This is a genomic window from Lacticaseibacillus manihotivorans DSM 13343 = JCM 12514 (genome assembly GCF_001435035.1).
In the GTDB taxonomy this organism is placed as follows: domain Bacteria; phylum Bacillota; class Bacilli; order Lactobacillales; family Lactobacillaceae; genus Lacticaseibacillus; species Lacticaseibacillus manihotivorans.
In genome coordinates this window covers 1-26,127 of record NZ_AZEU01000253.1, presented here as the reverse complement: position 1 = coordinate 26,127, position 26,127 = coordinate 1, and the positions used below count along the sequence as shown (strand labels likewise).

Below are 26,127 nucleotides of genomic sequence, written 5' to 3'. Positions count from 1 at the left end.
TTACGATGCCGGACAGCAATACAATTTCAAAAGCCGGATTTAAAGATGAAAGAGTATTACACCGAAACGAAGCATCATTGATTGAGACAAAGAAACCGCCACAAGCCTCATTAGGACTTGTGACGGTTTCTCATTCAACTAAGCCTGATCGTTGTGATCGTCGTCAGTTGATTTTGGTTCAGCTGGTTGATCTTCAGACTTGGCATCGTCAGCTTGAGGTGCTGCTTCTGATGGCGCATCTTCAGTCTTTGGTTCAGCTTCAGTTGCAGGTGCTTCAGGCTTCGCTTCAGTCACTGGCTTTGAATCATCAGTGGCGTCTGCATTGACACTAGCCGCATCGTCAGCTTGTTTTTCGGCATCTTTTTGTTCCAAGGCCTTCTTAGATTCTTCGAAGGTCGCGGCTTTTTCAGACGGGAATTCATCAGCTGGTTTTTCAGGCATCTTACCCGTATTGAAAATGGATAAGATTTCCTTTTCGTTCAAGGTTTCGTGTTCCAACAAGGCCAAAGCAATGGCTTTATGTTGTTCACGATGGGATTCGATGATATCATGGGCGCGTTTGTGCGCTTCATCAATGATCGCCCGCACTTCATCGTCGATGGCAGCGGCAGTTGCTTGTGAATACATCACTTGACCGTATTCATTTTGCGCACCGGCACCTTCTAAGGAAACCGTGCCTAACTTATCAGACATCCCATATTGGGTGACCATGGAACGGGCCATTTGGGTGGCTTGTTCAAAGTCATTGGAAGCACCAGTGGCGATCACATGAAAAATGATCTCTTCAGCGGTACGGCCACCCATTAACCCAGTGAGTTGTTCCATCATGTCTTTTTTGGTCAACATGAATTGATCTTCTTTAGGCAAAGTGATGGCATAACCGCCAGCACGCCCACGAGGAATGATGGTAACTTTACGAACGACCCGAGAATCCGATAAGACTAACCCGATCACCGCATGCCCAGCTTCGTGGTAAGCCACGATTTCGCGTTCTTTCTTGGAAATCACGCGATCTTTCTTAGCAGGGCCCGCAATGACGCGGTCTTCGGCTTCATCGATATCAGTGGCATCGATTTGTTTCTTAGAACGACGGGCTGCGACTAAGGCAGCTTCGTTGAGTAAGTTTTCCAAATCGGCCCCGACAAATCCAGGAGTGGTCTTCGCGAGTTCCTTCAAGTCCACGTCATCAGCCAATGGCTTGTTTTTGGCATGAACTTTCAAAATGGCTTCACGGCCTTTAACATCAGGACGACCAACTAAAATCTTCCGGTCAAAACGACCTGGACGCAGCAAGGCGGGATCTAAGACATCAGAACGGTTAGTCGCGGCCATCACAATGACGCCTTCGTTACCGGTAAACCCATCCATTTCAACCAACAATTGGTTCAAGGTTTGTTCACGTTCATCATGACCGCCACCCATGCCGTTGCCACGTTGGCGACCAACGGCATCGATTTCATCAATGAAGATGATAGCAGGGGCGTTCTTTTTGGCTTGATCAAAGAGATCATGCACACGAGAAGCGCCGACGCCGACGAACATTTCCACGAAGTCAGACCCAGAAATGGAGAAGAATGGCACGCCTGCTTCACCGGCTACGGCTTTAGCCAGCAAAGTTTTACCAGTACCAGGAGGCCCTTCGAGGAGCACACCGGCTGGGATGCGCGCGCCGAGTCCAGAGAACTTGCGCGGATCTTTTAAGAACTCAACGACTTCAACCAGTTCTTGTTTTTCTTCTTCAGCCCCAGCGACATCTGAGAAGCGGACCTTGTTGGCCTTTTTATCAGCTTGTTTGGCTTTGGACTTGCCGAAGTTCATCACGCGACCATTGCCACCGCCTTGACCGGCTTGGTTCATCATCATATAGAAGAACACCATGATGACCACCATTGGGACGATGGTTAAGATCAAGGACAACCAAGTCCCAGATTGCGATTCCGTCAAGGTGTTAGACTTGACATCATTTTTCTCTGCGGCTTTGGTAATGGCGTTGATTGTGGCATCGTTAGCTGGAATGTAGGCGGAGAACTTCTTGGTCTTGGCTGGTGCTTGGCTCAAAAAGCTGGTGCTTGATGAGGAGTCGCCTGTGACTTTTTGTTCTTTGCGATATTCACCGCTGACTTTGTAAACCCCACCGGATGGTTGGATCTCAAAGGACTTGATGTCATTTTGCTTCAGTTGGCTAATAAATTGACTGGTTTGCAATTCTTGGGTCGTGGAGCCGCCACTGTCCCGTAAGTAATAAGCAAAACCGGTCACCAGCAACACGAACAAGACAACATACATTGCCGTGCCGCCGAATAGCCCGTTTCTTGGTTTTTTATTCATACATAACCTCCAGCAACAATAGGTAAAAAGCGTGCTTAGTAGCTATAATACTACATCCCACTGATTAATGGGCATAAACTTCAGGTTTCAAAACGCCAATGTAAGGTAAATTACGATAACGTTCCGCAAAATCTAACCCATAGCCGACCACAAATTCGTTGGGAACCGTGGTACCAACGTAATCCGCATGCACTGGGGCCACGCGGCGTTCCGGCTTATCCATCAAAGTACAAATGCGTACCGAGTTGGCATTGCGGGTTTTAAAGATCTGGGTGAGGTAATGCAAGGTGCGGCCAGTATCGACGATATCTTCAACGATCAACACATCGCGGTTGGCGACACTGGTATCGAGATCTTTTAAGATCTTCACTTCGCCGCTAGACTCAGTTTCGTTGCCATAGCTGGAAACATCCATAAAGTCGATTTCTAAATAGTCATCGACTTCACGCACCAAGTCCGTCATAAACATGATCGCACCTTTTAAAATGCAGATCACCAACGGATTTTTGCCTGCATAATCGTGCTTGATCTGTTTAGCCAAACGCTTGGTGATGTCATGAATGTCTTCTTGGGAGTACAAGACCTTTAAGATATCATTTTCCATTATTATCCTCACTATCATTTGCCGGTTTTTTCAGTGCCAATACAGCCTGAATTATATCAGTTTGCCGCGTTTGAAACAATTCAGGATGCGTTGGGATCTCCACCCAAACCAGCTGAAAATCTTGATCTGCCACCAGTAAATCGTCACGTCTAAATTGGGGGACTTTTTGGCCGATCAACCAAGGTTGCAGCTTTTTGTGGTGACCATTGGGCAACGCCACATAATCGCCTGCCACTTTTTGGCGGATGACCACAGGCTTAGCCGGGACATAAGCCCAAGTGTCGCATTGCGGGCGTTCATGGAATAACCCAATCATCCGGCCGTCAGCCAATTCATGCCATGTGTCATCGACGGACAATGGCAACTCTGGTTGACGGATAGCTCTTGGCGCATCGACATATAACTTTCCATATGCAGCATCTAAGTGATGTTTCGCCACATCAAAATGCTTATTGCCTTTGGCTTGGGCTAACGCTTGCAGCACTTGGGTGATCACTTGGGCGGGAATTTGAATGTGGAACGCTTGTAAGTATTGTTCAAGCACCAAGCGTTGCACGCCGGCAGTTTGTTTCAACAACGACGTCCAATCCGTCCTCATTTCCGGTTTTGGTACTAAAGCTTGCAGTCCAGGAGTCGCCAACTGGATCAGCGCTTCAAGGCTTTCGCTAAAGCGTTGGGTATGTAACAACACCCCTGCATTCAAATCCTTCAATACTGGTGTAACAAGATGTCTCACCCGATTGCGCGCGATGGTGTCATCCGCATTGGTTTGATCTACCGAATAAGGCACGTGATGTTTTTCAGCGTAGGCGTGTAAATCAGCTTTGCTGAAGTGCAGCAGTGGGCGCAAAACTTGTAAGTCTCCCAGTGGGCGGCTTGGTTGCATGCCGCTCATCGCCATCACATTCCCAGAGCGGGCAAGTTGCAGTAAAATGCCTTCCAGTTGATCATCCCCGTGATGGGCTAACACTAAGTATTGACTGTGGTATCGATGCGCCGTATCGGCTAAAAACTGATACCGCGCAGTTCGCGCCGTGGCTTCGCTAACCGTTTGATCGGCTTTACGCAACCATTCACCAGCAACGACGGTCACGCCAAGTTGTTTGGCATAATCTTCAACCAGTTGGACATCATCCCCGCTGGTTGCCCTCATCTGGTGATCAAAGGTTGCAGCGATCAACGGATGCGTGGTTTGTGAGAGTAAGTTCAGTAACACCATAGAATCAACGCCGCCTGACACCGCGACGATCAGCGGTGCTTTTGGGTCAAGGGCGAAGTCATGGAGTAAGTCATTCCCAGATAGCATATGGGCTCCTTTCTACGCGCTGTCTTGTGAATGTGCATTCACTTTACCACTGCAAGCAGAGGCTCGCGTGAGACTTTAGTCTGAATTATGACGTTGTGTCGTGATTTTTTGACCAATTTTTACCAAAACGTCATATCAAGGGATACAGGGCTTTCAAACCTTAAAAAGAAAATAGTCGGAACGACGACGCGTTCCGACTATTGATTTTCGATTAACGTGACTAGCTCCGGCGACCGCCACGACCACCACGTTTACCTTCAGTGTTGCGCTTCAAACTGCTTAAGCGATCTTCGCTTTCTTTCAAAAAGCCAGACATCATCGCGTCAAAACCAGTTAAAGCAGGCTTTTGTTGTTGGGCATGCTTGTTTTGCGGACGTGGCGAATGGGAAGCGCCATGATTTTGAGGACGTGGCGCTTGATGGTCGCGATCGTGATTGGCTGGACCATGGGCATGGCCGCCTTGATGGTGACCATGTTCAACGTGTTCCTTGCCATCAGCGCGGCGGATCGATAAGCCCACTTTGCCATCTTTGATCTGCATCACCACGGCAGTCACGGTATCCCCGACGCTTAACACATCGTGAATATCTTTGACATACCCATCAGAGATCTCACTGATGTGGACTAATCCAGACTTGCCTGCTCCCAGATCAACAAAGGCGCCAAAATTCGTGATCCCTGTGACCTTGCCAGAAACCTTTGCGCCGACTTCAACTGCCATATAAAAAATTGTCCTCCGTGTCTAATGTGACTCTTAGTATACCATGCCGCAAGTGGTGTGCAAGCAGATCAGTTGCCGTTTAAGTTGAGCTTGCCTGCAGTCCCAGGCAATTCAAAAATCACTTCGCCAGACTTGGACACCATATACTTTTGGCGCACTAGTTTGGCTAAATAATCATCATTGTGAAGCTGGTCCACTTGCACTTTTAACGCTTGCTTTTTGGCTTCGACTGATTTGAGCTGCGATTTCGCCTGCGTGACTTGTGCTTGGCTTTGTTGGATCTGCGTATGCACATGATACAGCTGCCAACCGCCAACCACCAAAATCAAAGCTAAAACACCTAGCAAGAGGCGCAGGCGGATTTTGTGTAGGCGCGATAATTTTGGTTTGTCTGCACGCGGCGGCGTTAACGGGCGCTGCGGCATGCGCTTGATTTTGGACTGTTCCATCATGCGGCCACCTTTCGTCAATAACTTTAGTATACCAAAGTATCCGCTTGCGGCATATTACAGCCAGGTAAAATCAGTACTGTTCTTTGTAAGTTTCGGAAACCACGCTGAACATTTCCCCAGCATCTTGCTTCTTAGTGGATTCAACGAGTGCTTCAACTTTAACGGTTAAGGTTTTATTGCCAAAAGCAATCACCAACACATCGCCAACTGACACATCAGTTGACGACTTAGCGATTTTATCGTTAATGGTGATGCGGCCTTTATCCGCAATTTCTTTGGCGACAGTGCGCCGCTTGATAATGCGAGAAACTTTCAAAAATTTATCTAATCGCATGTTATTTCCTTTCAATTGTCTGTCAGCGCAAACGCCGACTGCAAAAACTATCCATGTATTGCGTGTAAGACTTTTGGCGTTAGTGCTTATGCGTCATTTTAAGAAATCTGCGCCCTAATGGCAAGGCTAAGACTTCTCGTGCCGTGAATAAGCGAGTAAACGTTGCCCCGGCCACAAACACAATCACCCCAACGATCACTGCCACGATCGCCACGAGGATCGATTGCCCTCGACTGTCAAAAGGCAAGACCTTTATCACACCCCACACGACTGCGACCATCGCCGCAGTGATCACTGCCAGTTTCGTGTAGAAGTGATCCCGATCGGCAATTTGGCGAATCGTTCTTGGCACTTGAATCGCCAATAATCCGGTGATCACGCCTAAGGCTAACACCGTGGCAATACTGGCGCCAAGCGTGCCAAAGCGCGTCACCAACCACTGATTGATCACAAGTTTCACCACAAAGCCGATCATCAAGGTCCGTGTGGTGCCGCGATAGCGATTCAAGCTTTGCAAAATCGCATTATACGCATTGATCATCGCCACCAGCACAATCGCAATGACATAAGTTTGCAAGGCCAACTGGCCATCGCGATCTCCAAACAGCAACCAGTTAACCGCCGGCATCACCACGACCAAGCCGGCTGTTGCCGCAGTGGATAATGCTAAATTGAAGCGGATCAGCTGCGCGGCAGTTTGTTCAAAGCGATGATGTTGCCCGCGCGCAAAGGCTGTGGTCAAGCTCGGCAAAAGCGTCGCCGACAAGGCTGTGGCCACCACTAAGCCTAATTGTACTAACGGTTGGCCGCGATCATAAACCCCTTTTAAGCTTTTCGCCAAGGCAAAAGGCACGCCACTAGCTTGTAAACCGCGAGTGACGGTAAATGAATCGACCAGTTGCAACACGATCAGCATGGCGGCAAACAAGGCGATACTGCCACCTTCAACCACAAAGCGTTTCAACAAATGCGCATAGCTGACAAATCCCGGCCAAGCAAAATGCTTTTTGGCAAAAATGCGATGAAATGCCGGCCACAAGGTTCCAGCAGCAGCTAAGCCACCGAAAAAAGCCCCACTCATCGCCACCGCGCCCATTTTGTAAGGATCCCAGTGGGCCTTGGCGGCAACGCTGGCGGCAATTAAGATCACCGCCACGCGAATCACTTGCTCAACCACTTGGCTGACTGCAGTTTTGGACATGTCAAAGGTTCCTTGGAAATAACCGCGCCCAGTGGCTAAAATCGGCATCACCAAAAACATGAACGCCACGGTTTGGATCAAACTCGCCAATTGAGGATCTGCCATGGCGCGGGCAATCAATCCAGAACAGCCATACAAGCCAATGAACATCGCCCCACTCAACCACATTAACAACACTTGGGCTTGATGGGTGACTTCAGCTTGGGCTTGCGGCTCTCGCGCTTCAGCGACAAGTTTGGAAATAAACACCGGAAACCCTGACAACGCAAAGGTCATCCCGATGCCATACAGCGGGTAAACTTGTTGGTACACATAAAAGCCGGTATCCCCGACTAAATTTTGAAACGGCACGCGGTAGATCGCACTTAAAATTTTGGCGATCATCGCCGCCAAGCTCAAGGTCCACGCCCCTTGCATCAGGCGTTTCATTTGGGGATTTTGCATATCAAACCTCGATTGGGGATGTGTTTGGCGCAACGATGGCTTGCATCGCCTGACAAAAGGCGATCAATTCATTTAACCAGTCTGCAGGTTGCATAGTTTTCGGCACCGTCAAGGACACTTTCATTTTGGCCGCGTCTGCTGCCACGCGCGCTTTCAACGTGGTCGCTTTCAGCGCTTTGAAAATTTCTACCCCAGCCAGCTTTTCGCTAGCAGCAGGCGACATCGTCAATACCAAAGTTTGCCCATTTTGCGTGATCTTCTCAACTAGTGCGGCATCGGCGAACTGTTTCATATGCGTGATGGCCAATAAGTTCTCGACTGGCTTTGGATAATCCCCGAAGCGATCGATCAAATCATCTTGAATTTCATTGAGCTGATCATCATTGTTGGCTTCGCGCAGACGCTTGTACAATTCGATTTTTTGGCGAGAATCACTGACATAATCCGTTGGCAAGTACGCTTCCAGATCCAAATCGACTTCTGTATCCAAGTGTTTGGGCTTGGCGTTGCCTTGTTTGGCGGCGACAGCTTCATTAAGCATTTGCGTATACAAATCGTAACCAACTGAATCGATAAACCCGTGTTGTTGAGAACCTAATAAGTTCCCCGCCCCACGAATCGACAGATCCCGCATCGCGATTTTAAAACCAGCGCCAAGTTCGGTGAAATCGCGGATCGCTTGCAGGCGCTTTTCAGCCACTTCGGTCAACACTTTATCTGGTTGATACATGAAATAGGCATAAGCCACCCGGCTGGAGCGCCCAATGCGACCACGTAATTGATACAACTGAGATAGCCCGTAGCGGTCGGCATGTTCAATGATCAAGGTGTTGACGTTTGGCATATCCACACCGGTTTCAATGATGGTCGTGGTGACCAGCACATCATAAGCCCCGTGCAAAAAGTCATAAATGACATTTTCCAATTGAGTTTCCGTCATTTGCCCATGGGCATAAGCGACAGTGGCATTCGGGACGAGTTGTTCGATTTGCGCCACGGTTTGTTCAATGTCTTCCACGCGGTTGTGCAAATAAAAGACTTGCCCGCCGCGTTCCAGTTCGCGTTCGATCGCTGAGCGAATGGTCCCACCGTTTTGTTCCATCACAAAGGTTTGAATCGGGTAGCGGTTGGTTGGCGGTGTTTCGATCACTGATAAGTCGCGCACGCCAAGCATTGACATATTCAATGTCCGCGGAATCGGTGTCGCCGTTAAGGTCAACACATCGACATTGGCTTTGAGTTCCTTGAGCTTTTCTTTGTGTTTGACGCCAAAGCGCTGTTCTTCATCGACGATCAGCAAGCCTAAATCTTTGTAATGGACATCTTTGGACAAGAGCCGATGCGTGCCCACAACAATATCGACTTCGCCAGAAGCTAAGCCTTTCAATGTTTCTTTACTTTGTGCTGGCGTTCTGAAGCGTGACAGCATCGCAACATTAATGGGGAAATCGGCAAAGCGATCACTCATCGTGTCAAAATGCTGTTGCGCCAAAATCGTGGTCGGCACCAACAATGCGACTTGCTTACCATTTTCGACGGCTTTAAAGGCCGCGCGCAAGGCCACTTCAGTTTTCCCAAAGCCGACATCACCGACTAATAAGCGGTCCATCGGGCGCGGCTTTTCCATATCTTGTTTGATTTCTTTGACTGATCGAAGTTGATCCGCAGTTTCTGGGTAAGCAAACTCGCCTTCAAACTGTTTTTGCAAGTCATCATCTGGCGCAAAGGCAAAACCCGGTTCAGCTTCACGCTCAGCGTATAGTTTGATCAAATCATCAGCGATATCTTCAATTTTAGCCGCAACTTTACGCTTGGTTTTTTGCCATTCAGCGCCACCAAGCTTGTTGATCTTTGGCTTTTTGCCATCAGCGGCGACATACTTTTGGACCATGTTGAGCTGACTGACAGGAATAAAAAGTTGATCGCCTTTTTGATAAACGATGGTGATGTAGTCTTTGTGGACGCCATCGACCACCAAGGTTTGCATGCCAGTATATTGACCGATCCCGTGATTGACATGCACCACATAATCGCCTGGCACCAGTTCCGTGTACGAACGCAAACGTTCCGCATTGGCTAAAGTTTGATGCCGCGCTTTGCGGTGCGTTTTGGTGTTGAACAGTTCATGAGCCGTCACCACCACTAATTTGAGGTCTGGCAGTTCAAACCCATTTTGCAAATTGCCGGCGACCAGCTGTTGGGTCTTTTCCAGCAAATCAGCTTTCGGACTGATCACGGTATCGACTTCAAAGTCACGCAAATTGCCCGCAAGTTTTTCCAGGCGAGTTTGTTCTGGCACCAGATAAACCACGGTCATGCCTTGTTTACGCCAACGGTCAGCTTCCGTTTTCAGCAATGGCATTTGGCTGAAGAACTGCTGGATATTGCGCGACACGATATTGGTCAAGCTGGTTAAGCGCAAGTTGCCCATGCCTTTTTGAAACAGGCTCAAGTATAAATGTGCATGCTGGTCGTCATGATCAAAACTTTGAATCGTGGCATTAGGCTGGTCAGGCAACAAGCGGCCTTCTGATTGCAGCCCGCCATACCAAGCCGTGGTTTCTTCCACTAAGTTCACATCGGCATCAAGTAACCGGGTGTAATCATCAAATACCACCAACGCATCAGCTTGCGCGTAATCACACAACTGCTCAGCGTCAGGATATAAGCTTGGCATATACAACGCCAACTGATCCACGGTTTCGCCTTGCGCCAACTGTTCGGCAGTCGCAATAATGCCATTGGTCAAGGCTTCTTTGTTGACTTTCGACTTGGCGACTTTCTTGGCGGCTTTGGCTTCTTCTAACAAACGCTCGCCGGCCGCTTTTAATACGTCACGACTGGCGATCAAATCCGTTGCCGGCGGAATGTCGATGTCATTGAGCTGGCGAATACTGCGCTGCGTGCGCATATCAAAACGCCGAATTGAATCGACATCGGTATCAAATAATTCGATGCGCACCGGATCATCAGCGTTTAATGGATACACATCGATGATGCCGCCACGAATCGCAAATTGCCCAGGCACGCCGACTAAGCTGTCTCGGGTATAACCCGCATCGATCAATTGTTGGGTGAGTTGTGGCAAATCCACTTGTGCATCCATGTCCAAGTGAATCTCAGCTTGTTGCCACACAGCCCGCGGTGGTAATAGCCGTTTCAACCCAGCAAGGCTAGTGACAATAATGCCGGCTTCGCCTTTTTGCAGCCAGTTCAGCGTATTGATGCGGGTGTTTTTGGTGTCAGGAGAAGAAACCGCCACTTCTGCGGCTAACACATCTTCAACTGGAAAGGCCCAAACTTTGTCCTCGCCCACCAAGTCCCCAAGATCAGCGACTAATTCTTCGGCGTGATAGCGATTGTCTTCGATCACCACCAATTGGCGACCGAGTTGCCGCAAAGCCGTGGCCAACATCAACGTCTTGGCACTGCCGTTTAACCCAGTCACCAAATGCCGACCAGCGTTGAGCTGGGGCCAGAGTTTCTGCAGCGCTGGTTCTTGGTTGAATAAATCGATCAGGTCCATGGATTCACCTCCATCATTTTTTGTTTCTATATATATAGTTTATTTCATATCAAGTTTGAAGTATTCAGCGCAAAGCTTGATGGAAACTTCAAGATCAGTTGTATTGATTCATCAATTGATCAAAGCTGACGCCATGGATCCAATCGACTAACGCATCTTGTAGTTTTTCGATGCCGTTGGCCACGGCAATCGCGTCATCACCTTTAAAAGGCGTCAGCACCCAGTCGACGACGCGTTGTTTGGCCGGATGTTGGATCCCGATTTTAGCCCGCTGAAAATCTGCGGTGCCCAAAACGGCGATGATCGACTTGATCCCATTGTGCCCACCAGCTGAGCCACGCGGACGCAAACGCAAGCGGCCCATGGTCATATCCATATCGTCTTGAATGATGAAGATCTCAGATTGTTCAAAGCGGTAGAAGGCTTTGAGTTGGCCGACTGCCCGACCGGAATCATTCATAAACGTCACAGGCTTGACCAGCATGACTTTTTCGCCATCGACAAAGCCGGTGCCAGTCAGCGCATCAAATTCATGTTTGGTGACCGGAATATCCAAGCGCTTGGACAATTCATCAATGGCCATAAAGCCGATATTGTGTTTGGTTTTAGCGTATTTACTGCCTGGATTGCCCAGGCCGACGATCATTTTCAAAATGTTCCTCCATATTTAAACGCAAAAATGGCCGGAAAGAATTTTTTCCGACGTGCGTCTCGATTATAGCACAAAGGCCGATTTCACGGATTGTACTACAGTTTTTAAGTTTTTGTTAGCACAGACTATGAAAAGGCATACAATCTTTGTGAAAATAAGCACGTGAAATCCCTTACTTCGCCGTGTCGACAAAGCTAGTCGCGTTCACAAAAAGGCGTAGTGACGGCCGTCAGCGGTTTTGTAAGATTCATATGAGAAATGAAAAAAGCCGGTGAAAAGTCGTGCACACAAGAATAATTGTGCTATACTAACAGATGAATTGCATGATTGCAAATAAGAAAGGATGGTATCACCGTGGCAAACACTCAAACAGATCACCAAAAAGTTATTCTTGTTGGTGATGGTGCCGTTGGTTCCAGTTACGCCTACGCAATGGTATTGCAAGGCATCGCCCAAGAAATCGGGATCGTTGACATTTTTAAGGACAAGACGAAAGGTGACGCGATCGATTTAAGCAACGCGCTCCCATTCACAACTCCTAAGACGATCTACTCCGCTGAATATTCCGACGCTAAGGATGCTGACCTTGTTGTCATCACCGCTGGCGCCCCACAAAAGCCAGGCGAAACTCGCCTCGACTTGGTTAACAAGAACTTGAAGATCTTGAAGTCCATCGTTGACCCAATCGTTGAATCCGGCTTTAACGGGATTTTCTTGGTCGCTGCTAACCCAGTTGACATTTTGACCTATGCTACTTGGAAGCTTTCTGGTTTCCCTAAGAACCGCGTTGTTGGTTCTGGTACTTCCTTGGACACTGCTCGTTTCCGTCAATCCATTGCTGAAATGGTTGGCGTTGACGCCCGTTCCGTCCATGCTTACATCATGGGTGAACATGGTGATACTGAATTCCCTGTTTGGTCTCACGCTAACATCGGCGGCATCAAGATCTCTGAATGGGTTAAGTCTCACCCAGAAATCGATGAATCCAAGCTTGTCGACATGTTCGAAAACGTTCGTGACGCCGCTTATGAAATCATCAAGCTCAAGGGTGCGACCTTCTATGGTATCGCTACTGCCTTGGCTCGTATCTCCAAAGCGATCCTCTCTGACGAAAACGCCGTATTGCCACTTTCCGTTTACATGGAAGGCCAATATGGTCAAAACGACATCTACATCGGTTCCCCTGCTGTGATCAACCGCAATGGTATCCAAAACATTTTGGAAATTCCTTTGACTGACCACGAACAAGAATCCATGGATGCCTCCGCTAAGCAATTGAAGAAGATCATCACTGATGCCTTCGCTGCTAACGACATCGAAACTCGTCAGTAATCTCTGACTGGTTGAACGCCTGCTCCTACGAGTGGGCGTTTTTGTTTTGCCTGCTTCCTGCCTTTTACACGTTGATCTGAGGGCTCCGGTCAAAAGCGTTACGGCGGGCTGGTCATGGAACGCAATGTCGCTCGTCGGAGCTAACTTGGATAATTCGCTTCGCTCATTATTCAAGTGTATCTCCTTCTCGCTGGGCCCTAAGCGGTAAACCGCTAAGAGCCCCACGGCTGATGACCAGCCCGCCTTCACGCTTTTGACCTCCGCCCTCAGATTTTCTCGATTGTCGCCAACTCGCCATGCCATCATCCATTCATTGTTGGCAATCAACCGCCCGCTTATTTATGCAATCTTGCTATTGATTCTGTGATTGATGGCGGTTTGAAATTCGCACTGTCAAAGACTTTTACTAAGTCATGATGAACCAATTTCAAATCGTAAATTCCCGACAAAAAGCCGCGCACAATCGTTGGTGTCGGGTAACGGATGTGGTATGATTAGATTAGAAAGTTTTAATATTCCCAAAACTGCTTCATGGAGGTTACTATCATGTTAATCAAGTCCCTGGTACTCAAGAAGGAATTCCTGACCACCGTGAAAGAGACTGTCACCTTGGAAGAAGCGTTGAAGGTGCTGGAAGATTCCGGCTTCCGATGCGTCCCGATCCTCGATGAAAGCGGGCAGATCTTCCGCGGCAACATCTATAAGATGCATATTTATCGGCACAAGTCCCAAGGTGGCGACATGAGTCTTCCAGTCACCTACCTCTTGAAAAATGCCACCAAGACGATTCCAGTTAATGCGCCTTTCTTCAAAGTCTTTTTCAACATTAAAGACTTGCCATATATCTCAGTGCTCGACGAAAATGCTAACTTCTATGGCATTTTGACCCACTCGGCTTTGCTGTCCATGTTGAGTGAATCTTGGCACGTCGATGTCGGCTCTTACGTGTTGACGGTGATGTCTTCAGGCGGTCCTCAAGGGCGCGGCGACTTGGCAGCGATGAGCAAAATCTTGGCGAAGTATACCGATTTGGCCAGTGCCATCACCTTGGATGCTAAAGGTGGCGAGTTCATTCGTCGGACGTTGTTCACCTTGCCTGCTGGCACCGATGAAAACACCTTAAACACCGTGGTGGCCAAGCTTGAAAAGAAAGGCTACCGTGTCGTTGAAATCGATGACTTGCAATCTGGCTTACCATTACGAGTCGACGAAGAAGCTTAATTGATTGATCGCTAACTGCTTCGGTGGTTGGCGATTTTTTTGAATCTTCAAGCGAATAAATTTTATGAAGAACGTTTATAAACGATAGTCTTGTCACGGGCACTAAAACGCGTTATGATATGGTCGAATTCTATGAGGAGTGAGTGGCTTAGCGCAGGTCACCCGTACCACTTCGCGACGGGCGGAAGTGCCCGCTAAACAATGGAGACTATCCCGTAGCGTCTGAGCTTAACTGTTCAGCTCCGTTAGATCTCCAGTTCCAGAGTGCCGGCATAGAAGGGTCCAACTCGGACTCAAACCAAGCAACCGCCGGGAGTAATGCCCTCATGGCAACATGGGAAGCAAGTCGACGTCTATGCACGAAAGGCAATGCAGAGCTGATTAGTGATCAAAGCGGTCAAGGCCTAAGAAGCCGAGGCTACGCAGAAACGCCTTGAGAGTTACTGTAGATGGAACGGTATGAACGTAATCAAATCGGCATAGTAGCCAAGAATCCACGGGATGGTTCGCTATTTCGTGGATTTGTTGTGCCTTAATTGCTTAAAACACAAAAGATCCTGCAGCCGCGAATTTTTTCGCCAGTTGCAGGATCTTTTTAACGCTCAGACTTTTCAATTGTATGCGTCGGATATTGTTGCCAGTACTTAAGAAACTGGCGCTGGTCGTTGCCATCACGATTCAACAAGTACAATCGGAAATGCACCGGAATATTTTTAGGCTGCCATTGTTCCAAATACGTGTATTGGTATTGCATCCCCAAGCGTTGCATCACTGCCCCGCTTTTAGGATTGTTGACATCATGCGTCGCCGTCAAAAACGGATAGTCTGAAATCGAAAGCTGGTTTATCAATGCTTGCGCAGCTTCGGTCATGTAGCCATGCCCCCAAGCTGCGCGCTTCATACCATAACCAAAATCGTGGCTAGCGCTCGCTTCAGCATGCACATAACCGATGGCTTTGTTGTCAGCTTGCAAACAAATCGCCAGCGCTTCACCATCTGGGTCATCGATAAACTGATCGTGAAGCATTTGTAAGGCATCTGTCTCAGTCTTGGGCATAAACCACGGCAAAAAACGATTGACCTCAGGATCTTGTTGGATCGTCATAAACTCAGGTAGGTCAGTCTCAGTAAAAGGCCGCAAAATCAAGCGTTCAGTCGTGATCGTGGTCATCATCTTCCTCTTCGTTAGCTTCTGCATCGGCGTGATTTTGTATCAAGGTTTCGTCTTCTTCCTCCGAATCAAAAGCTTGAGTTGAGGTGCCTGATTGCCCATCACTGGATTCATCATCGGACTTGGAACGGATAAAGAATTTGATGAATGCATTATCACTACTGGTCAACATCGTGTCACTTGGCAAGACGGTCACCACGAAAAAGAATATGCCAAACGCCAATGAAATCAAGGTCGTTACCCAACCAAAGCCACTAGGCGCAGTGGTCGATACCGTGGTGTTCATATCGCGCAAGGCTTCAATTTGATGGAAGGTTTGCGTCGATTGGCCGAGATTTACCGCCGCACTTAACAAATAATTCACGCCTAACAACACGGCTGCCCCGCGTCCACGCAAGCCGACGTCACGATAACGGCGAACGCTCAAGGCCAAATTCGGCAAGAACAAGCCTAACGCAACGATCACCATCACCACGATTGGCGCAATCAAGTGCGTCCATTTAGACGACGCGCCATTTTGCATAAAAACACTAATAATCGTGACCATCAACCAGCCAAATAAGGCCAACCAAACAAAGAACATCAGTAACTGCACCCACCAGAAACCGGCACGCGTCGTTCTCCCCAAGAACTCGACATACCCGCGAAAATAATCTTTAAATGCGCGGCCAAAACTCACCTGGCCTGCTTTTTCGTCAATCATCAAATCGCCTCCTCTGCCTTTATTATCGCACGGGCTTAATTAAAAAGATATTTGTACCCGCCTCGATTTTTTGATAAAACTGGTCGATATTGGGTATGCTGGACCAATTGAAAGTGAGGTGAACGTGATGTCGACTTATGTCAGCTTCATCACTTGCGCCACCGTAAATGGAAAAGGACGTTTTTCCGCAAACTAAAAGCTTAGGAGAGTTATTGTGAAAAACGTCCAAAAATCTGTTCCATCTTTATTCATTTTGATCGCGCTGGTGGGCTTTCCGCAAATCAGCGAATCGATTTTTACCCCAGTCCTGCCTGCAATCAGCGAAGCCTTATCAGTGACGGCCCAAACTAGTCAGTTGACCATGGGGAGTTACTTTGTCGGCTTTGCGATTGGCGTCTTGTTTTGGGGGCGGTTGTCTGATGGCATCGGTCGCCGGCCGGCCATGCTTTGGGGATTGGCAGTCTATTTACTCGGCAACTTTGCCTTGTGGTTGGCGCCTAGTTTCAACATGTTGCTCTTAGCGCGCGTCTTGCAAGCATTCGGTGCCGCGGCAGGTTCCGTGATCACGCAAACCATTATGCGCGAATCATTTTCCGGTGTTGAAGGTGAGCGCGTCTTTGCCAAAATCAGCGCCGCCATGGCCTTGGCGCCTGCACTTGGTCCACTGATTGGTGGGGCTTTGGCCACTTATTTTGATAACTATCGTGCGGTGTTTGTCGGCTTGATGATGATGGCTGGCCTGTTATGGGTTTACGTGTTGTTGAGGTTGCCAGAAACCCGCGTCAGCATCCCCGAAATTGCTCCATGGCCGCAAGTCGCTACTAAAATGATGCGCAGTCCTCAGGTTTGGGGCTATTGCCTATTGATCAGCGGTATCAATGGGATTTTGTTCAGCTATTACGCTGAAGCCCCGTTTATTTTTGAAAGTCATTTTGGCTTAAGTGCTGTGCAATATGGTTGGTTGGGGTTATTGATCGCATCAGCAAGTATCATCGGTGCCTTGATCACCGTTTTCGCCGCTGGCAAACTCGCACCAAATACCTTGATTTCTGGTAGCTTACTCGTTTCCGTGCTCGGCGCAGGTGGAATGTGGTTCACAGCTGACATTCTGATTGCCTCATTGAGCATGGTTTTCCTCATGTTCTTAGGTCTTTACACCGCTTTACCGCTTGTACTCAACCGGGCCTTGATTGGATTTGAACCGGTGATCGGTACGGCCAGTGGGTTGTTGAGTTTCGTGTATTACTTGGTGATCAGTGCGTTGACGCTGTTAATGTCAGCCATGCACAACGGCACCGTTCTTGCTCTACCGCACTATACGTTATTGGTTGGCGTGGCGATGGTGTTGGCTGATCGACTGCTGGTCAATCGCAACACATCTTCATAACTGAAAAATCACGATCAGGTTGCCCATACCTGATCGTGATTTTTTGATTTAAAGAATGTGCTGTGCCCGAAACATCCGCGGCCATTGTTGGGTTGAATCGTGAAACTTGCGCGACAGATATTCAGGTGATAAATTTGCCCGACGCGCCAAGTCCGTTAGCCGCATCGATTTCGCATAATTCTCATCAATGTAATGAATCACGCCGGCGATATCCGGATTCGTCCGCGTCAAATCATCGCAGTGCACATCTTTGCGATATAAGACACTGAAGAAAATATCCGTCAGCAAGTGATCCTTGATCGCATCAGTGCTTGTTGCATAGTCAAATTCATAGCGATGAATCAAATTGCAATCATCAAATATTCGCGAGTCAGCTTGCAGGCGCTGCCCGATTAGCTGAGTTGGCGGGATCATATCATTGTTCAACGCAAAACGGAAAAAATGAAAGCTCAGCGGCGACTCTACTCTGCGCGCAAATGGTACCCCTGGTGGACACACCAAAATATCACCACGCACCGCTTGGCCTTTTTGCCCAGCAATCGAGTAATCACAAGCACCTGATTCGATCACGTACATCACCCATAAATGTTCCGTATCGCTATCCAATAAAAATTTCGGTTTCGCGTTCCAATAGGTATACGCATTGATTGTTGTTTTTAACATAATACCCTCGATGTCAAAATAATCCATGAACGCGTCAATAAAAAGAATTAAAAGCGCTTTCTAAAATTCGTAAGCTCTAAGTGTAGTTAATCACAAAAGCTATTATAAAAGGAGATGTGTGAGAGATGCAAACGGAATCGCAAACAGCAGACGTCACCGTCGTTGGTGGCGGCTTAGCCGGAATCTGTGCCGCAATTGCTGCGGCAAGGCTCGGCAGTCAAGTGAACTTGATTCAAAATCGTGGCTTGCTCGGTGGCAATTCAAGTTCTGAGATCCGCGTCTGGGTCGCTGGTGCCACCAAGCATGGCATTAACCGCTATGCACGTGAGTCTGGCATCATGGATGAATTATTTTTGGAAAATCAATACCGCAATCCTGACGGGAATCCTTATTTTTGGGATGCGCTGTTGATCGAAAAGGTCCGCGCTGAACCAAATATTCATTTGTTTTTGAACACGCAAATCGAAACAGTCACCATGGCTGATCCTGAAACTATTCACGAAATCAGTGGGACCAATTTTACCACTGAAACCAACTATACCTTCAGCAGCCCGACATTTATCGATGCCACTGGGGACGGAACCGTTGCCTTTCTTGCAGGTGCTGATTTTCACTTCGGTCGCGAAGCACGCAGCACTTACAATGAACAACTCGCCCCAGAAGTGGCTGATGATGACTTACTCGGTAGCTCGATTCTCTTTTACACCAAAGACGTCGGCCATCCAGTAAAATATATCAAACCAGCTTTTGCCAAGGACATCACCCAAACGCCGATCGTTAAAAGTCGCGTGGTTCAACCTGATGGCAGTGGTTGTGATTATTGGTGGATCGAATATGGTGGCAAGCTCAACACCATCAAGGACAAAGAAGCCATACGCGATGAATTGTGGGCAGTCGTCTATGGGATCTGGGACTACATCAAAAATTCCGGTAAATACGACGCTGATAACCTCACCTTAGAGTGGGTCGGCTCTACCGTTGGCACTCGCGAATCTCGACGGTTCATGGGGCCGTATGTGTTAAAGGAAAAAGATATCGAAGACCAAACCGAATTCCCAGATCGCGTTGCATTCGGTGGCTGGTCGATCGACATTCACCCAGCAGAAGGCATGTACACCGAAGCCGCCGGGACTGAAGACGCCGTACCTGATGGGGTTTACAATATTCCTTATCGTAGCTTATATTCCCGCAATATTAAAAACTTATTCTTAGCTGGCCGCGACATATCTGTCAGCCACGTTGCGTTAGGCACCACGCGCGTCATGGCGACTTGTGCCACCTTGGGTGAAGCCGTTGGCACTGCCGCCGCTTATTGCGCCCAACACGACTTATTGCCAAACAGTCTTTACGAAGAAGCCTTTAAAGACTATCAACAAGTCCTGTTAAAACAAGACGGGCCTGTGATGGGTTTGCGGAATCAAGACCCACTTGATCGCGCTAAGTTGGCCACGATCACTGCCAGTCACACCTTGTCAGCACTCAATACCAACACGCCTGATGCCGAAAAATACGGGCTCGACCAAGACGTTGCCTTTTTATTCCCAGTGGATCCTGCTGTCCACGGCTTTGACTTGCGCGTTCAAGCCAAAACTGCAAGCCAATTAACCGTGGAAGCTTATACCACCGGTAAACCGGAAAACTATATTCCAGCCGACTTAATTGAAACCTTCAACGTTCCAGTCTCCTCAACTGATCAATGGGTGAACGTCCCATTAAACTTTACCCCAGATACACCACAAAATGTCTTTATCATCATCCGCCACAACCCGGCTGTCAGCTTATATCGTTCCGATTCGGCGTTCCAAGGCATTTTATCGTTTGTCAACAAACCGGTTCAAGAACTGCTCCAACCAAAGCTGCATCATTTCGTCCGGCAAAGTCCGGTGCTGGAATGGACAAATCAAATGATTGCCCGCAAGAACTTCGTCTTCAAAGTTGCAGACACCCAAGCCTTTGAACCAAGCAAACTGCAAAATGGCTACGTGCGCCCTTATGGTGGGCCCAACATGTGGGCGACCACTTTCAATGGTGCCAGTGAAACTTTGCAATATGACTGGACGCAACCCCAAACAATCTCGCAAGTGCGCTTGACCTTAAATGATGATCTCAATGAAGACTTGATCAATCTGCATCATCACCGCACGCCATTCCCAGTGATTCCAGAACTCGCGCGTGATTTTGAAGTGCTGGCTCAAGATGCAAACGGTCAATGGCAATCGCTTGTGCATATCATTAACAACCGTCAGCGCCAAATTATTTTAGACTTTGATCCATTGACGACGCAAGCATTGAAAGTGCGCTTTGACGCCACCAACGGCAGCAAGCAATTATCATTATTTGAAATTCGCGTTTACTAACAAAAGGAGGATTCATTATTATGGATAGCACAACGCATAAACCGAAATTATCCACCCATATTCGCTATATTGTCCTCGCGCTGATTTTCGTTAATATCATCATCAACTACATGGATCGCACCAACTTATCCATCGCGATGCCTGAAATGTCTAAGGAACTCGGCCTTTCCACCGTCCAACAAGGCTTGTTGTTCTCTGCATTCGGTTGGATCTATGCCGCCATGCAAGTGCCAGGTGGGATCTTATTGGACAAGTTGGGTTCTCGGATTACTTATACCATCAGTTTGTTCTTCTGGTCAGTGATCACCTGCTTTCAATCCCTCGTCGGCTCCTTTTCCGGGATTTTAGGATTGCGCTTAGGCATCGGGTTCTTTGAAGCCCCGGTGATGCCTGCCAACAACCGTGCCGTATCCTACTGGTTTCCAGATAATGAACGTGGGACGGCCATTGGGATCTACTCTTCGGCACAATTCTTAGGTTTAGCTTTCTCTACCCCATTATTATTTGCCATTCACCAAAGTATCGGTTGGCGTGGACTGTTTATCGTCACTGGGGCGATCGGGATCGTTTGGTCGATCGTCTGGTTCATTATTTATCATGATCCAGACAAGAGCCCTTGGGTCGGCCAAGATGAACTCCAATATATCCAAGACGGCGGCGGCATTTCTGAAGCTGAATTACTGAAGCAAAATGCCAACAAGCCAAAAGCTAAAATTACGGCTGAAAACCTCAAGAAACTCTTCAACCGGCGTTTGATTGGGATCTACTTAGGTCAATTCGCCATTTCCGGGACATTCTGGTTCTTCTTAACTTGGTTCCCAACTTATTTAACTAAAGCCAAAGGTATCAACTTCTTACAATCTGGTTTCTTATCCATGATTCCTTATCTGGCCGCGTTTGTCGGTGTCATTTTAGCTGGTAGCATTTCTGATCGTTTGATCCGAGCCGGCAAGTCTGAAAGCTTTGCCCGCAAAGCCCCGGTTATCACCGGCTTGCTGTTAACCTTGTTAATCATGGGTGCCAACTTTGTTTCTAGCCCAGCTTTGATCATCATGTTCATGTCCATCGCCTTCTTCGGCAATGGGTTAGCCACGATCACTTGGGTCTTTGTCACTGCTTTAGCCCCCAAGAACTTACTCGGCTTAGCGGGTGGGATCTTCAACTTATGTGGCGCGCTGTCTTCCATCGTGATCCCAATTGTGATCGGCTTCTTAGTTGCTAAAGGCAACTTCTCTTCTGCCTTGATCTTTATTGCTGCGATTGCCTTGTTAGGGGCATTGTCTTACATCTTCGTCGTTGGCAAAATCGATTTGCACGAAAATGAAGAGTAGTCCTGTCTGTTACTGAAATCGATTAATCTCATTAAAATAGCCTGACGGATTTACACCCGATCAGGCTATTTTGATTGTGATTACCTATAAAAGTAGAATATTTTCGATTTTTTCCAGCACCATTCACACCAGCCACAAGCTCTTCAAGCATTGACGACATCAGATCACGACTGCTGATTATCCTGGCATCTTGTACCAGGTGTTCCGAGGGCAATCGTCGCTTCGTCTTTTGACAGACGACCGCCACCTTTCAAGGTCATTCAATCGAGTCTGATCATTCTCGCCAGATTTTACTTCTTAACCGCGGCATAAACCATTTGCCCTAGCGTCACCACGAAAAGCAACCCAAATCCGATCAGAAAACTCGACCGCGCTTCTGCTAGTGGTGCATGCAAGACCAAGAAATCGAAGAGGAAATATCCGGCTGGTAAAATCGCTGCGATCAACGCCGAAAGTAAAATCATCACAACGCCTTGTGTCAATCGTCTCATTGCCAGCCTCCTCGCTTGCGTTGGCGCAACCGCCAGTAAACATACAACAATACTGCAGTTAATGCTGTGATCAGCACCGCACTCATCAACCCTTGCAGCCAAGAATACTTCAACCCATACCATAAGAAATTGACCACAAACACGATCATCAATCCAATGACACCAACCAGCTTAACTTGCCGTTTTTCACTCATGTTGCGTCCACTCCTCACGCAATACCCCATACTTCATCGAATCGTAGTACTGCCCTTGCCAATAGCGCACTTGGCGAATGCGGCCTTCCAATTGCATCCCCACCGCTTCGCCTAAACGCATCATCCGTGGATTTCCTGACCAAGTGGTGAAGCCGATATGTGGCAAGTCGAACGTTTCAAATAAGTGAGCCACCCACTGGGTCAATGCCTTCCGGCCAATATGTTGTCCCCATAAGTCCGTTTTGTAAACCACGATGCCAACGTCAAGCCAACGCTTCAGCGAACCATCCTCGTAGTAAGCCGACATTGAGCCGACGAGTTCATTATTCAAGGTAATCACCTGGCGCAATGGGTCCTTCAGCCACCGGTCTTCAAGCGTGCGCATGAATTCAGCTTCAGTCGGTAGCACATCGCGAAAATACGGGCCATTGAATTTAATCCACTCAGCCTTTGGGTCACTGTAAGCCAATTGCCAAAACTGGTGCCCCTCTTTTGCTTGCAACGGTCGAATCGCCACTGACATCTCAGCACCTCCACTCAGATCATAGCCACATTATAACAACTACACGCTTTGAATTGTAGCAAGATTTCCGAATCGCCTTTTGACTTCAAATTTAAAAAGCCGCCGTCATTCAACTGACCACGGCTTCCCATTGATTCAAGGACGCTTACTTTATTGCCAACAACACAATCGCCAAGCTCACCCAGATTTCGGCCATGAGGATAAACGCCGCCAATGTCCCAACTTTTAATTTCGAGCGTTGGGCAGGGTCATCCAGCTTAATTTGCAGGGAATACGTGCGCCGTAAAGCCAGATAGGCCAACAAGCCGATGCCATTTTGCGTACCTGCCGCCAAGAAGCCAACTCGTTGTGGCATCGCGATGCCTCTAGCCTTAGCATCTAAACGAATCAAGCGCCGCAGTTGCCAGAACACTAACCCGACTGCGATCACAAAGGCCGCCAACAACAAACCGATCATCCAAATCTTCATCGTCTTCACCTCATATCAATCGTAGCAGCAGATAAAACGCCCCGCACACACAAACCACCATCGCCCCAAATAGAATCATCATCAACCACGGCACCTGGACAAAAAACGTCAAGGCAACGGCTAGCGCAACGTTCAATGCCAATAGCAATCCTAGCCACTTGCCAGCACGCACCACATTGGTTTCCGCCATCCAAGTTTTTACCATTTGCTGATCACCTCGCAGCAATTCATCTAAGGAAAGGTGATAGATTTCTGCCAAGCGCATCACGCGTTCAATGTCGGGATAGCTTTTCGACGTCTCCCAATTAGAAATCGTTTGCCGACTGACCCCTAATATTTCTGCGATTTGCTCTTGTGATAACTGATGTTGATGTCCCGCGTTGCGCAACTGTTCACCAATGATCATCTGTCAGCCCTCCTCAACTTGGAGATTACGAAATTCTGGGTCAAAGGACTAGCCAATATTTTTGACAACGATGATTTGAAGCGTCAAAAATATCCTCAAGCCCATTTTGCACCATCGCGTCGCTCATTTCCCGAGAAATTTTCCCCGCAATAAACGCTTGCTAGTTGAATTCACGCTTTTTCGTTGTGTTCTGATCAAGGCGCGCGTAGGCTAAAGTCGAGGTGAGAAATATGTTAAAAATGGGTGATGCCATTCGTCTGCAACGCGAACACGTCGGGCTCTCGCAATCTGGATTAGCGGAGAAACTAGCCTTAACGCGCCAAGCCGTATCGAATTGGGAACGTGATCTCAGTTATCCAGATGCTGACATGTTAGTCCAACTATCTACTGTTTTAAATTGTGATGTCCGAGTGCTTTTAGGCACCAAACAACGCGTGGAGTGGCAAGGGTGGTTGCGAACGCGCCTACAAGATGTCGAAGAGATCATGACATTGCCAAAAGGCACCCCGCATCCAGACGTGGTATCCGTAGCCAAGCAATATATCAAAGAGCTCGATGGCCTATTGCGCTATGAACCAAACCCAACACCACAGCTACTCGACATTACTGACGTCTTAGCCCAAGTTTATCGCAAGCTTGACACGGCTAAGAATCCGGAAGCGTTGCTCAATCGCATGGTGAACTACATTCGCGTCAAAGCCAAAGCTGGCAATTATATCTTCCCAAGACCACAAGAAAGTCTCTTGGGTGAGCTGGCTTGGTTTGGCGCCAAAGCTGGGTGGAACGGGGCTTATATGTCTGATTTTTCCGATAAACGTCAATTTTACGGGTTGTTAGAGCCGATGCCGCGGCGAGATTAAAGCAAAGGGCGCCTTGACGAATCAGTCAAAGCGCTTTTTTTCAGGCTTTATATTTGCGACTGTAATGCCACAACCGATCACAAAGAAAAATGCCACTGTGGTCAACATCGAAAAAGTGTTGGTATCGTTCATGGTGAGAATATTTTGACCTTGAAGCAAATGGATCACCGCCAACAACACTTGGACCACAACAACCAGATTCAGCGTTGTGCTTGCGGCTTTGTCGACGATCATCCGGCGGCGTTCATCCCCACCGCATGCGATCACCACCAACGTAATCACGATACAAAGCGTAAAAATCCCCAGTAACCCAAATGCGATGATGGCGGCGATTATCATTTCGCATATTTCCCTATTGTCTAAACAGTTCATCCACAGTCGTATGCAAACTATCGGCCAACGCGAAGGCCAGCTTCAACGTCGGATCGTATTTATCATTTTCAATGGCGTTGATGGTTTGACGCGAAACCGCGCAAGCCTCAGCTAATTCTTGTTGGGTGAGCCCAGCTTCGGTTCGCAAGTCATTGATTCGGTTCTGCATTAACTCATCATCCAATCTAAGAAAACAATACCATACGTGAATAATAATAGAAGCAACAAGCCTGACGCTGTAATCAGCGTGATCCATGCGCCAGCACTCAAGCCACCCTTACCTAACTTGCGGCGCTTAAGGACTTGTGTCGCGATGAGCCAAATCACCCCTTGTGAGCTCATCACAAACAGCCAAAACGGATCCATTCGACCATAAATGCTTTACCAAAAGGTGTAACCTGCCAGCATCAAAATCAAATAAATGTACGCGGCCATTAACCCTTGATTGCTGAACATTTGGTCCATTTCATCATTGCGTTTCATTGCAATCTCCTCCACAAGATGTCCAATGTTTTTGATATCCATAATATAGCGAGCGCTTTCTGCAAAGTCAAATTCTTTTGACATCATAATGCATTCAATTCAGAAATCGCACTCAGACGTTGTCGTCTAAGTGCGATGCGTTGCAAAAAATAGTTTTCAAATCTAACGCGCCTTTCCCCGGGAAATAAAATTCTCGAACGCCTAAGATGCAGAATCGCGGTATAACGCACTTTTAGAGGCGCGTTGCCGCACGAACACCATATAATACACTGATGGAATGTGCCACAGATGTGCCACCCTAATATTCTTGTCGGCGCCCTCTTTTGGGTTGCCATGTACTTCGGCGCACCCCGGCCTTTGCCACTCGGGCTCGCGATTGCCAACTTTATCGCATCTGTATGGGCGTACCTCGCCCTGTGGGACTTTGACCAGTACCTCCAACACGACCAGCGAATATTGGCCAAACTCACGCACGAGGTGCAATATGACGCGCTCACGCATGCACGTAATTGGGCAACTTTCCGGAGCGACCTTAATGACACCTGGATTATTCATAGAATTTCAAAAAAGCAGCGCAATCCCACGATTCACACGGG

27 protein-coding genes and 1 pseudogene are annotated in these 26,127 nt (G+C 48.0%); 8 read left to right on the top strand and 20 right to left on the bottom strand.

The annotated features are described in order from the left end of the window. Nucleotides 1-138: 138 nt before the first annotated feature. From ftsH to pth, 9 genes are all read right to left on the bottom strand, one after another. Nucleotides 139-2,328 (bottom strand): ATP-dependent zinc metalloprotease FtsH, encoded by a 2,190-nt coding sequence (gene ftsH, locus FD01_RS13235; protein WP_056964758.1) that lies wholly within the window; start codon nt 2,326-2,328, stop codon nt 139-141. Nucleotides 2,329-2,392: 64 nt separating this feature from the next. After that, nucleotides 2,393-2,932 carry a hypoxanthine phosphoribosyltransferase gene (gene hpt, locus FD01_RS13230; RefSeq protein ID WP_054716229.1) on the bottom strand — a complete coding sequence of 180 codons (540 nt, stop codon included), beginning with the start codon at nt 2,930-2,932 and terminating at the stop codon, nt 2,393-2,395. Further along, entirely contained in the window at nt 2,922-4,238 is a 1,317-nt protein-coding gene (tilS, locus tag FD01_RS13225) for a tRNA lysidine(34) synthetase TilS (protein ID WP_056964756.1), read from the bottom strand. The genes hpt and tilS overlap by 11 nt, the downstream gene beginning before the upstream one ends. A 220-nt stretch (nt 4,239-4,458) precedes the next feature. After that, on the bottom strand, nt 4,459-4,959 hold the full coding sequence (locus FD01_RS13220) for a S1 domain-containing RNA-binding protein (RefSeq protein WP_056964754.1): 501 nt from the start codon (nt 4,957-4,959) through the stop codon (nt 4,459-4,461). A 68-nt stretch (nt 4,960-5,027) separates the two neighbouring features. After that, a complete protein-coding gene (locus tag FD01_RS13215) occupies nt 5,028-5,408 on the bottom strand; it encodes an FtsB family cell division protein (RefSeq protein WP_054716222.1) in 381 nt (126 codons plus the stop codon). Between the two features lie 73 nt (nt 5,409-5,481). Beyond that, nucleotides 5,482-5,745 carry an RNA-binding S4 domain-containing protein gene (locus FD01_RS13210; RefSeq protein WP_054716220.1) on the bottom strand — a complete coding sequence of 88 codons (264 nt, stop codon included), beginning with the start codon at nt 5,743-5,745 and terminating at the stop codon, nt 5,482-5,484. Nucleotides 5,746-5,824: 79 nt separating this feature from the next. Continuing rightward, complete coding sequence (locus FD01_RS13205; protein WP_056964753.1) at nt 5,825-7,390, bottom strand: putative polysaccharide biosynthesis protein; 1,566 nt, start codon at nt 7,388-7,390, stop codon at nt 5,825-5,827. Between the two features lies 1 nt (nt 7,391). Then, nucleotides 7,392-10,916, bottom strand: a complete 3,525-nt coding sequence (gene mfd / locus FD01_RS13200; RefSeq protein ID WP_056964751.1) for a transcription-repair coupling factor — start codon at nt 10,914-10,916, stop codon at nt 7,392-7,394. A gap of 94 nt (nt 10,917-11,010) precedes the next feature. Then, a complete protein-coding gene (gene pth, locus FD01_RS13195; protein ID WP_056964749.1) occupies nt 11,011-11,568 on the bottom strand; it encodes an aminoacyl-tRNA hydrolase in 558 nt (185 codons plus the stop codon). Between the two features lie 354 nt (nt 11,569-11,922). On the opposite strand from pth, the gene FD01_RS13190 reads away from it, so the two are divergent. Together FD01_RS13190 and cbpA are read left to right on the top strand one after the other, a co-directional pair. Continuing rightward, complete coding sequence (locus tag FD01_RS13190; RefSeq protein WP_152164628.1) at nt 11,923-12,900, top strand: L-lactate dehydrogenase; 978 nt, start codon at nt 11,923-11,925, stop codon at nt 12,898-12,900. 546 nt (nt 12,901-13,446) lie between these two features. After that, nucleotides 13,447-14,121: a cyclic di-AMP binding protein CbpA gene (cbpA, locus tag FD01_RS13185; protein ID WP_054716217.1), complete on the top strand. Its 675-nt coding sequence runs from the start codon at nt 13,447-13,449 to the stop codon at nt 14,119-14,121. Nucleotides 14,122-14,716: 595 nt separating this feature from the next. On the opposite strand, the gene FD01_RS13180 is transcribed toward cbpA, so the two are convergent. After that, nucleotides 14,717-15,292 carry a GNAT family N-acetyltransferase gene (locus FD01_RS13180; protein ID WP_225436205.1) on the bottom strand — a complete coding sequence of 192 codons (576 nt, stop codon included), beginning with the start codon at nt 15,290-15,292 and terminating at the stop codon, nt 14,717-14,719. Then, nucleotides 15,273-15,995, bottom strand: a complete 723-nt coding sequence (locus tag FD01_RS13175; RefSeq protein ID WP_054716212.1) for a DUF805 domain-containing protein — start codon at nt 15,993-15,995, stop codon at nt 15,273-15,275. Before FD01_RS13175 ends, FD01_RS13180 begins: the two co-directional genes overlap by 20 nt. Nucleotides 15,996-16,209: 214 nt before the next feature. Here FD01_RS13175 and FD01_RS13170 point away from each other — a divergent pair, with 214 nt between their 5' ends. Beyond that, nucleotides 16,210-17,382 carry a multidrug effflux MFS transporter gene (locus FD01_RS13170; RefSeq protein ID WP_056964745.1) on the top strand — a complete coding sequence of 391 codons (1,173 nt, stop codon included), beginning with the start codon at nt 16,210-16,212 and terminating at the stop codon, nt 17,380-17,382. Nucleotides 17,383-17,430: 48 nt separating this feature from the next. Here the strand turns inward: FD01_RS13170 and FD01_RS13165 are convergent, their stop codons facing one another. After that, nucleotides 17,431-18,045, bottom strand: a complete 615-nt coding sequence (locus FD01_RS13165; RefSeq protein ID WP_056964743.1) for an AraC family transcriptional regulator — start codon at nt 18,043-18,045, stop codon at nt 17,431-17,433. A gap of 125 nt (nt 18,046-18,170) precedes the next feature. Between FD01_RS13165 and FD01_RS13160 the strand changes: the two genes are divergently transcribed. Together FD01_RS13160 and FD01_RS13155 are read left to right on the top strand one after the other, a co-directional pair. After that, nucleotides 18,171-20,402, top strand: a complete 2,232-nt coding sequence (locus FD01_RS13160) for an FAD-dependent oxidoreductase (protein WP_054716204.1) — start codon at nt 18,171-18,173, stop codon at nt 20,400-20,402. A 20-nt stretch (nt 20,403-20,422) separates the two neighbouring features. Then, the gene (locus tag FD01_RS13155) at nt 20,423-21,733 is read left to right on the top strand and encodes an MFS transporter (protein WP_054716201.1); all 1,311 of its coding nucleotides are present in this window, start codon (nt 20,423-20,425) and stop codon (nt 21,731-21,733) included. Nucleotides 21,734-22,023: 290 nt separating this feature from the next. Here the strand turns inward: FD01_RS13155 and FD01_RS13150 are convergent, their stop codons facing one another. The 5 genes from FD01_RS13150 to FD01_RS13130 form a co-directional block, all read right to left on the bottom strand. Next, on the bottom strand, nt 22,024-22,224 hold the full coding sequence (locus FD01_RS13150) for a hypothetical protein (protein ID WP_054716198.1): 201 nt from the start codon (nt 22,222-22,224) through the stop codon (nt 22,024-22,026). After that, a complete protein-coding gene (locus tag FD01_RS13145) occupies nt 22,221-22,418 on the bottom strand; it encodes a TMEM199/VMA12 family protein (RefSeq protein WP_054716195.1) in 198 nt (65 codons plus the stop codon). Before FD01_RS13145 ends, FD01_RS13150 begins: the two co-directional genes overlap by 4 nt. Then, nucleotides 22,411-22,941 carry a GNAT family N-acetyltransferase gene (locus FD01_RS13140; protein WP_054716192.1) on the bottom strand — a complete coding sequence of 177 codons (531 nt, stop codon included), beginning with the start codon at nt 22,939-22,941 and terminating at the stop codon, nt 22,411-22,413. Before FD01_RS13140 ends, FD01_RS13145 begins: the two co-directional genes overlap by 8 nt. Before the next feature lie 145 nt (nt 22,942-23,086). Then, the gene (locus FD01_RS13135) at nt 23,087-23,410 is read right to left on the bottom strand and encodes a hypothetical protein (protein ID WP_054716189.1); all 324 of its coding nucleotides are present in this window, start codon (nt 23,408-23,410) and stop codon (nt 23,087-23,089) included. A 10-nt stretch (nt 23,411-23,420) separates the two neighbouring features. After that, nucleotides 23,421-23,816: a helix-turn-helix domain-containing protein gene (locus tag FD01_RS13130; RefSeq protein ID WP_056964741.1), complete on the bottom strand. Its 396-nt coding sequence runs from the start codon at nt 23,814-23,816 to the stop codon at nt 23,421-23,423. A gap of 230 nt (nt 23,817-24,046) precedes the next feature. On the opposite strand from FD01_RS13130, the pseudogene FD01_RS17000 reads away from it, so the two are divergent. Together FD01_RS17000 and FD01_RS16995 are read left to right on the top strand one after the other, a co-directional pair. After that, a pseudogene (locus FD01_RS17000) lies at nt 24,047-24,217 on the top strand (helix-turn-helix domain-containing protein); the annotation flags it as partial. An 84-nt stretch (nt 24,218-24,301) separates the two neighbouring features. Beyond that, nucleotides 24,302-24,676, top strand: a complete 375-nt coding sequence (locus tag FD01_RS16995; protein ID WP_054716233.1) for a bacteriocin immunity protein — start codon at nt 24,302-24,304, stop codon at nt 24,674-24,676. A gap of 21 nt (nt 24,677-24,697) precedes the next feature. On the opposite strand, the gene FD01_RS13120 is transcribed toward FD01_RS16995, so the two are convergent. The 3 genes from FD01_RS13120 to FD01_RS13110 are packed head-to-tail and all read right to left on the bottom strand — an operon-like array spanning nt 24,698 to nt 25,414. After that, nucleotides 24,698-25,015: a hypothetical protein gene (locus FD01_RS13120; protein ID WP_054716186.1), complete on the bottom strand. Its 318-nt coding sequence runs from the start codon at nt 25,013-25,015 to the stop codon at nt 24,698-24,700. A gap of 13 nt (nt 25,016-25,028) precedes the next feature. Beyond that, complete coding sequence (locus FD01_RS13115) at nt 25,029-25,217, bottom strand: helix-turn-helix transcriptional regulator (protein ID WP_054716184.1); 189 nt, start codon at nt 25,215-25,217, stop codon at nt 25,029-25,031. After that, on the bottom strand, nt 25,217-25,414 hold the full coding sequence (locus tag FD01_RS13110) for a hypothetical protein (protein WP_054716180.1): 198 nt from the start codon (nt 25,412-25,414) through the stop codon (nt 25,217-25,219). Before FD01_RS13110 ends, FD01_RS13115 begins: the two co-directional genes overlap by 1 nt. 405 nt (nt 25,415-25,819) lie before the next feature. On the opposite strand from FD01_RS13110, the gene FD01_RS16740 reads away from it, so the two are divergent. Further along, nucleotides 25,820-26,127, top strand: a 308-nt coding sequence (locus FD01_RS16740; protein ID WP_235802966.1) for a hypothetical protein, incomplete at its 3' end; no start/stop codon positions are given.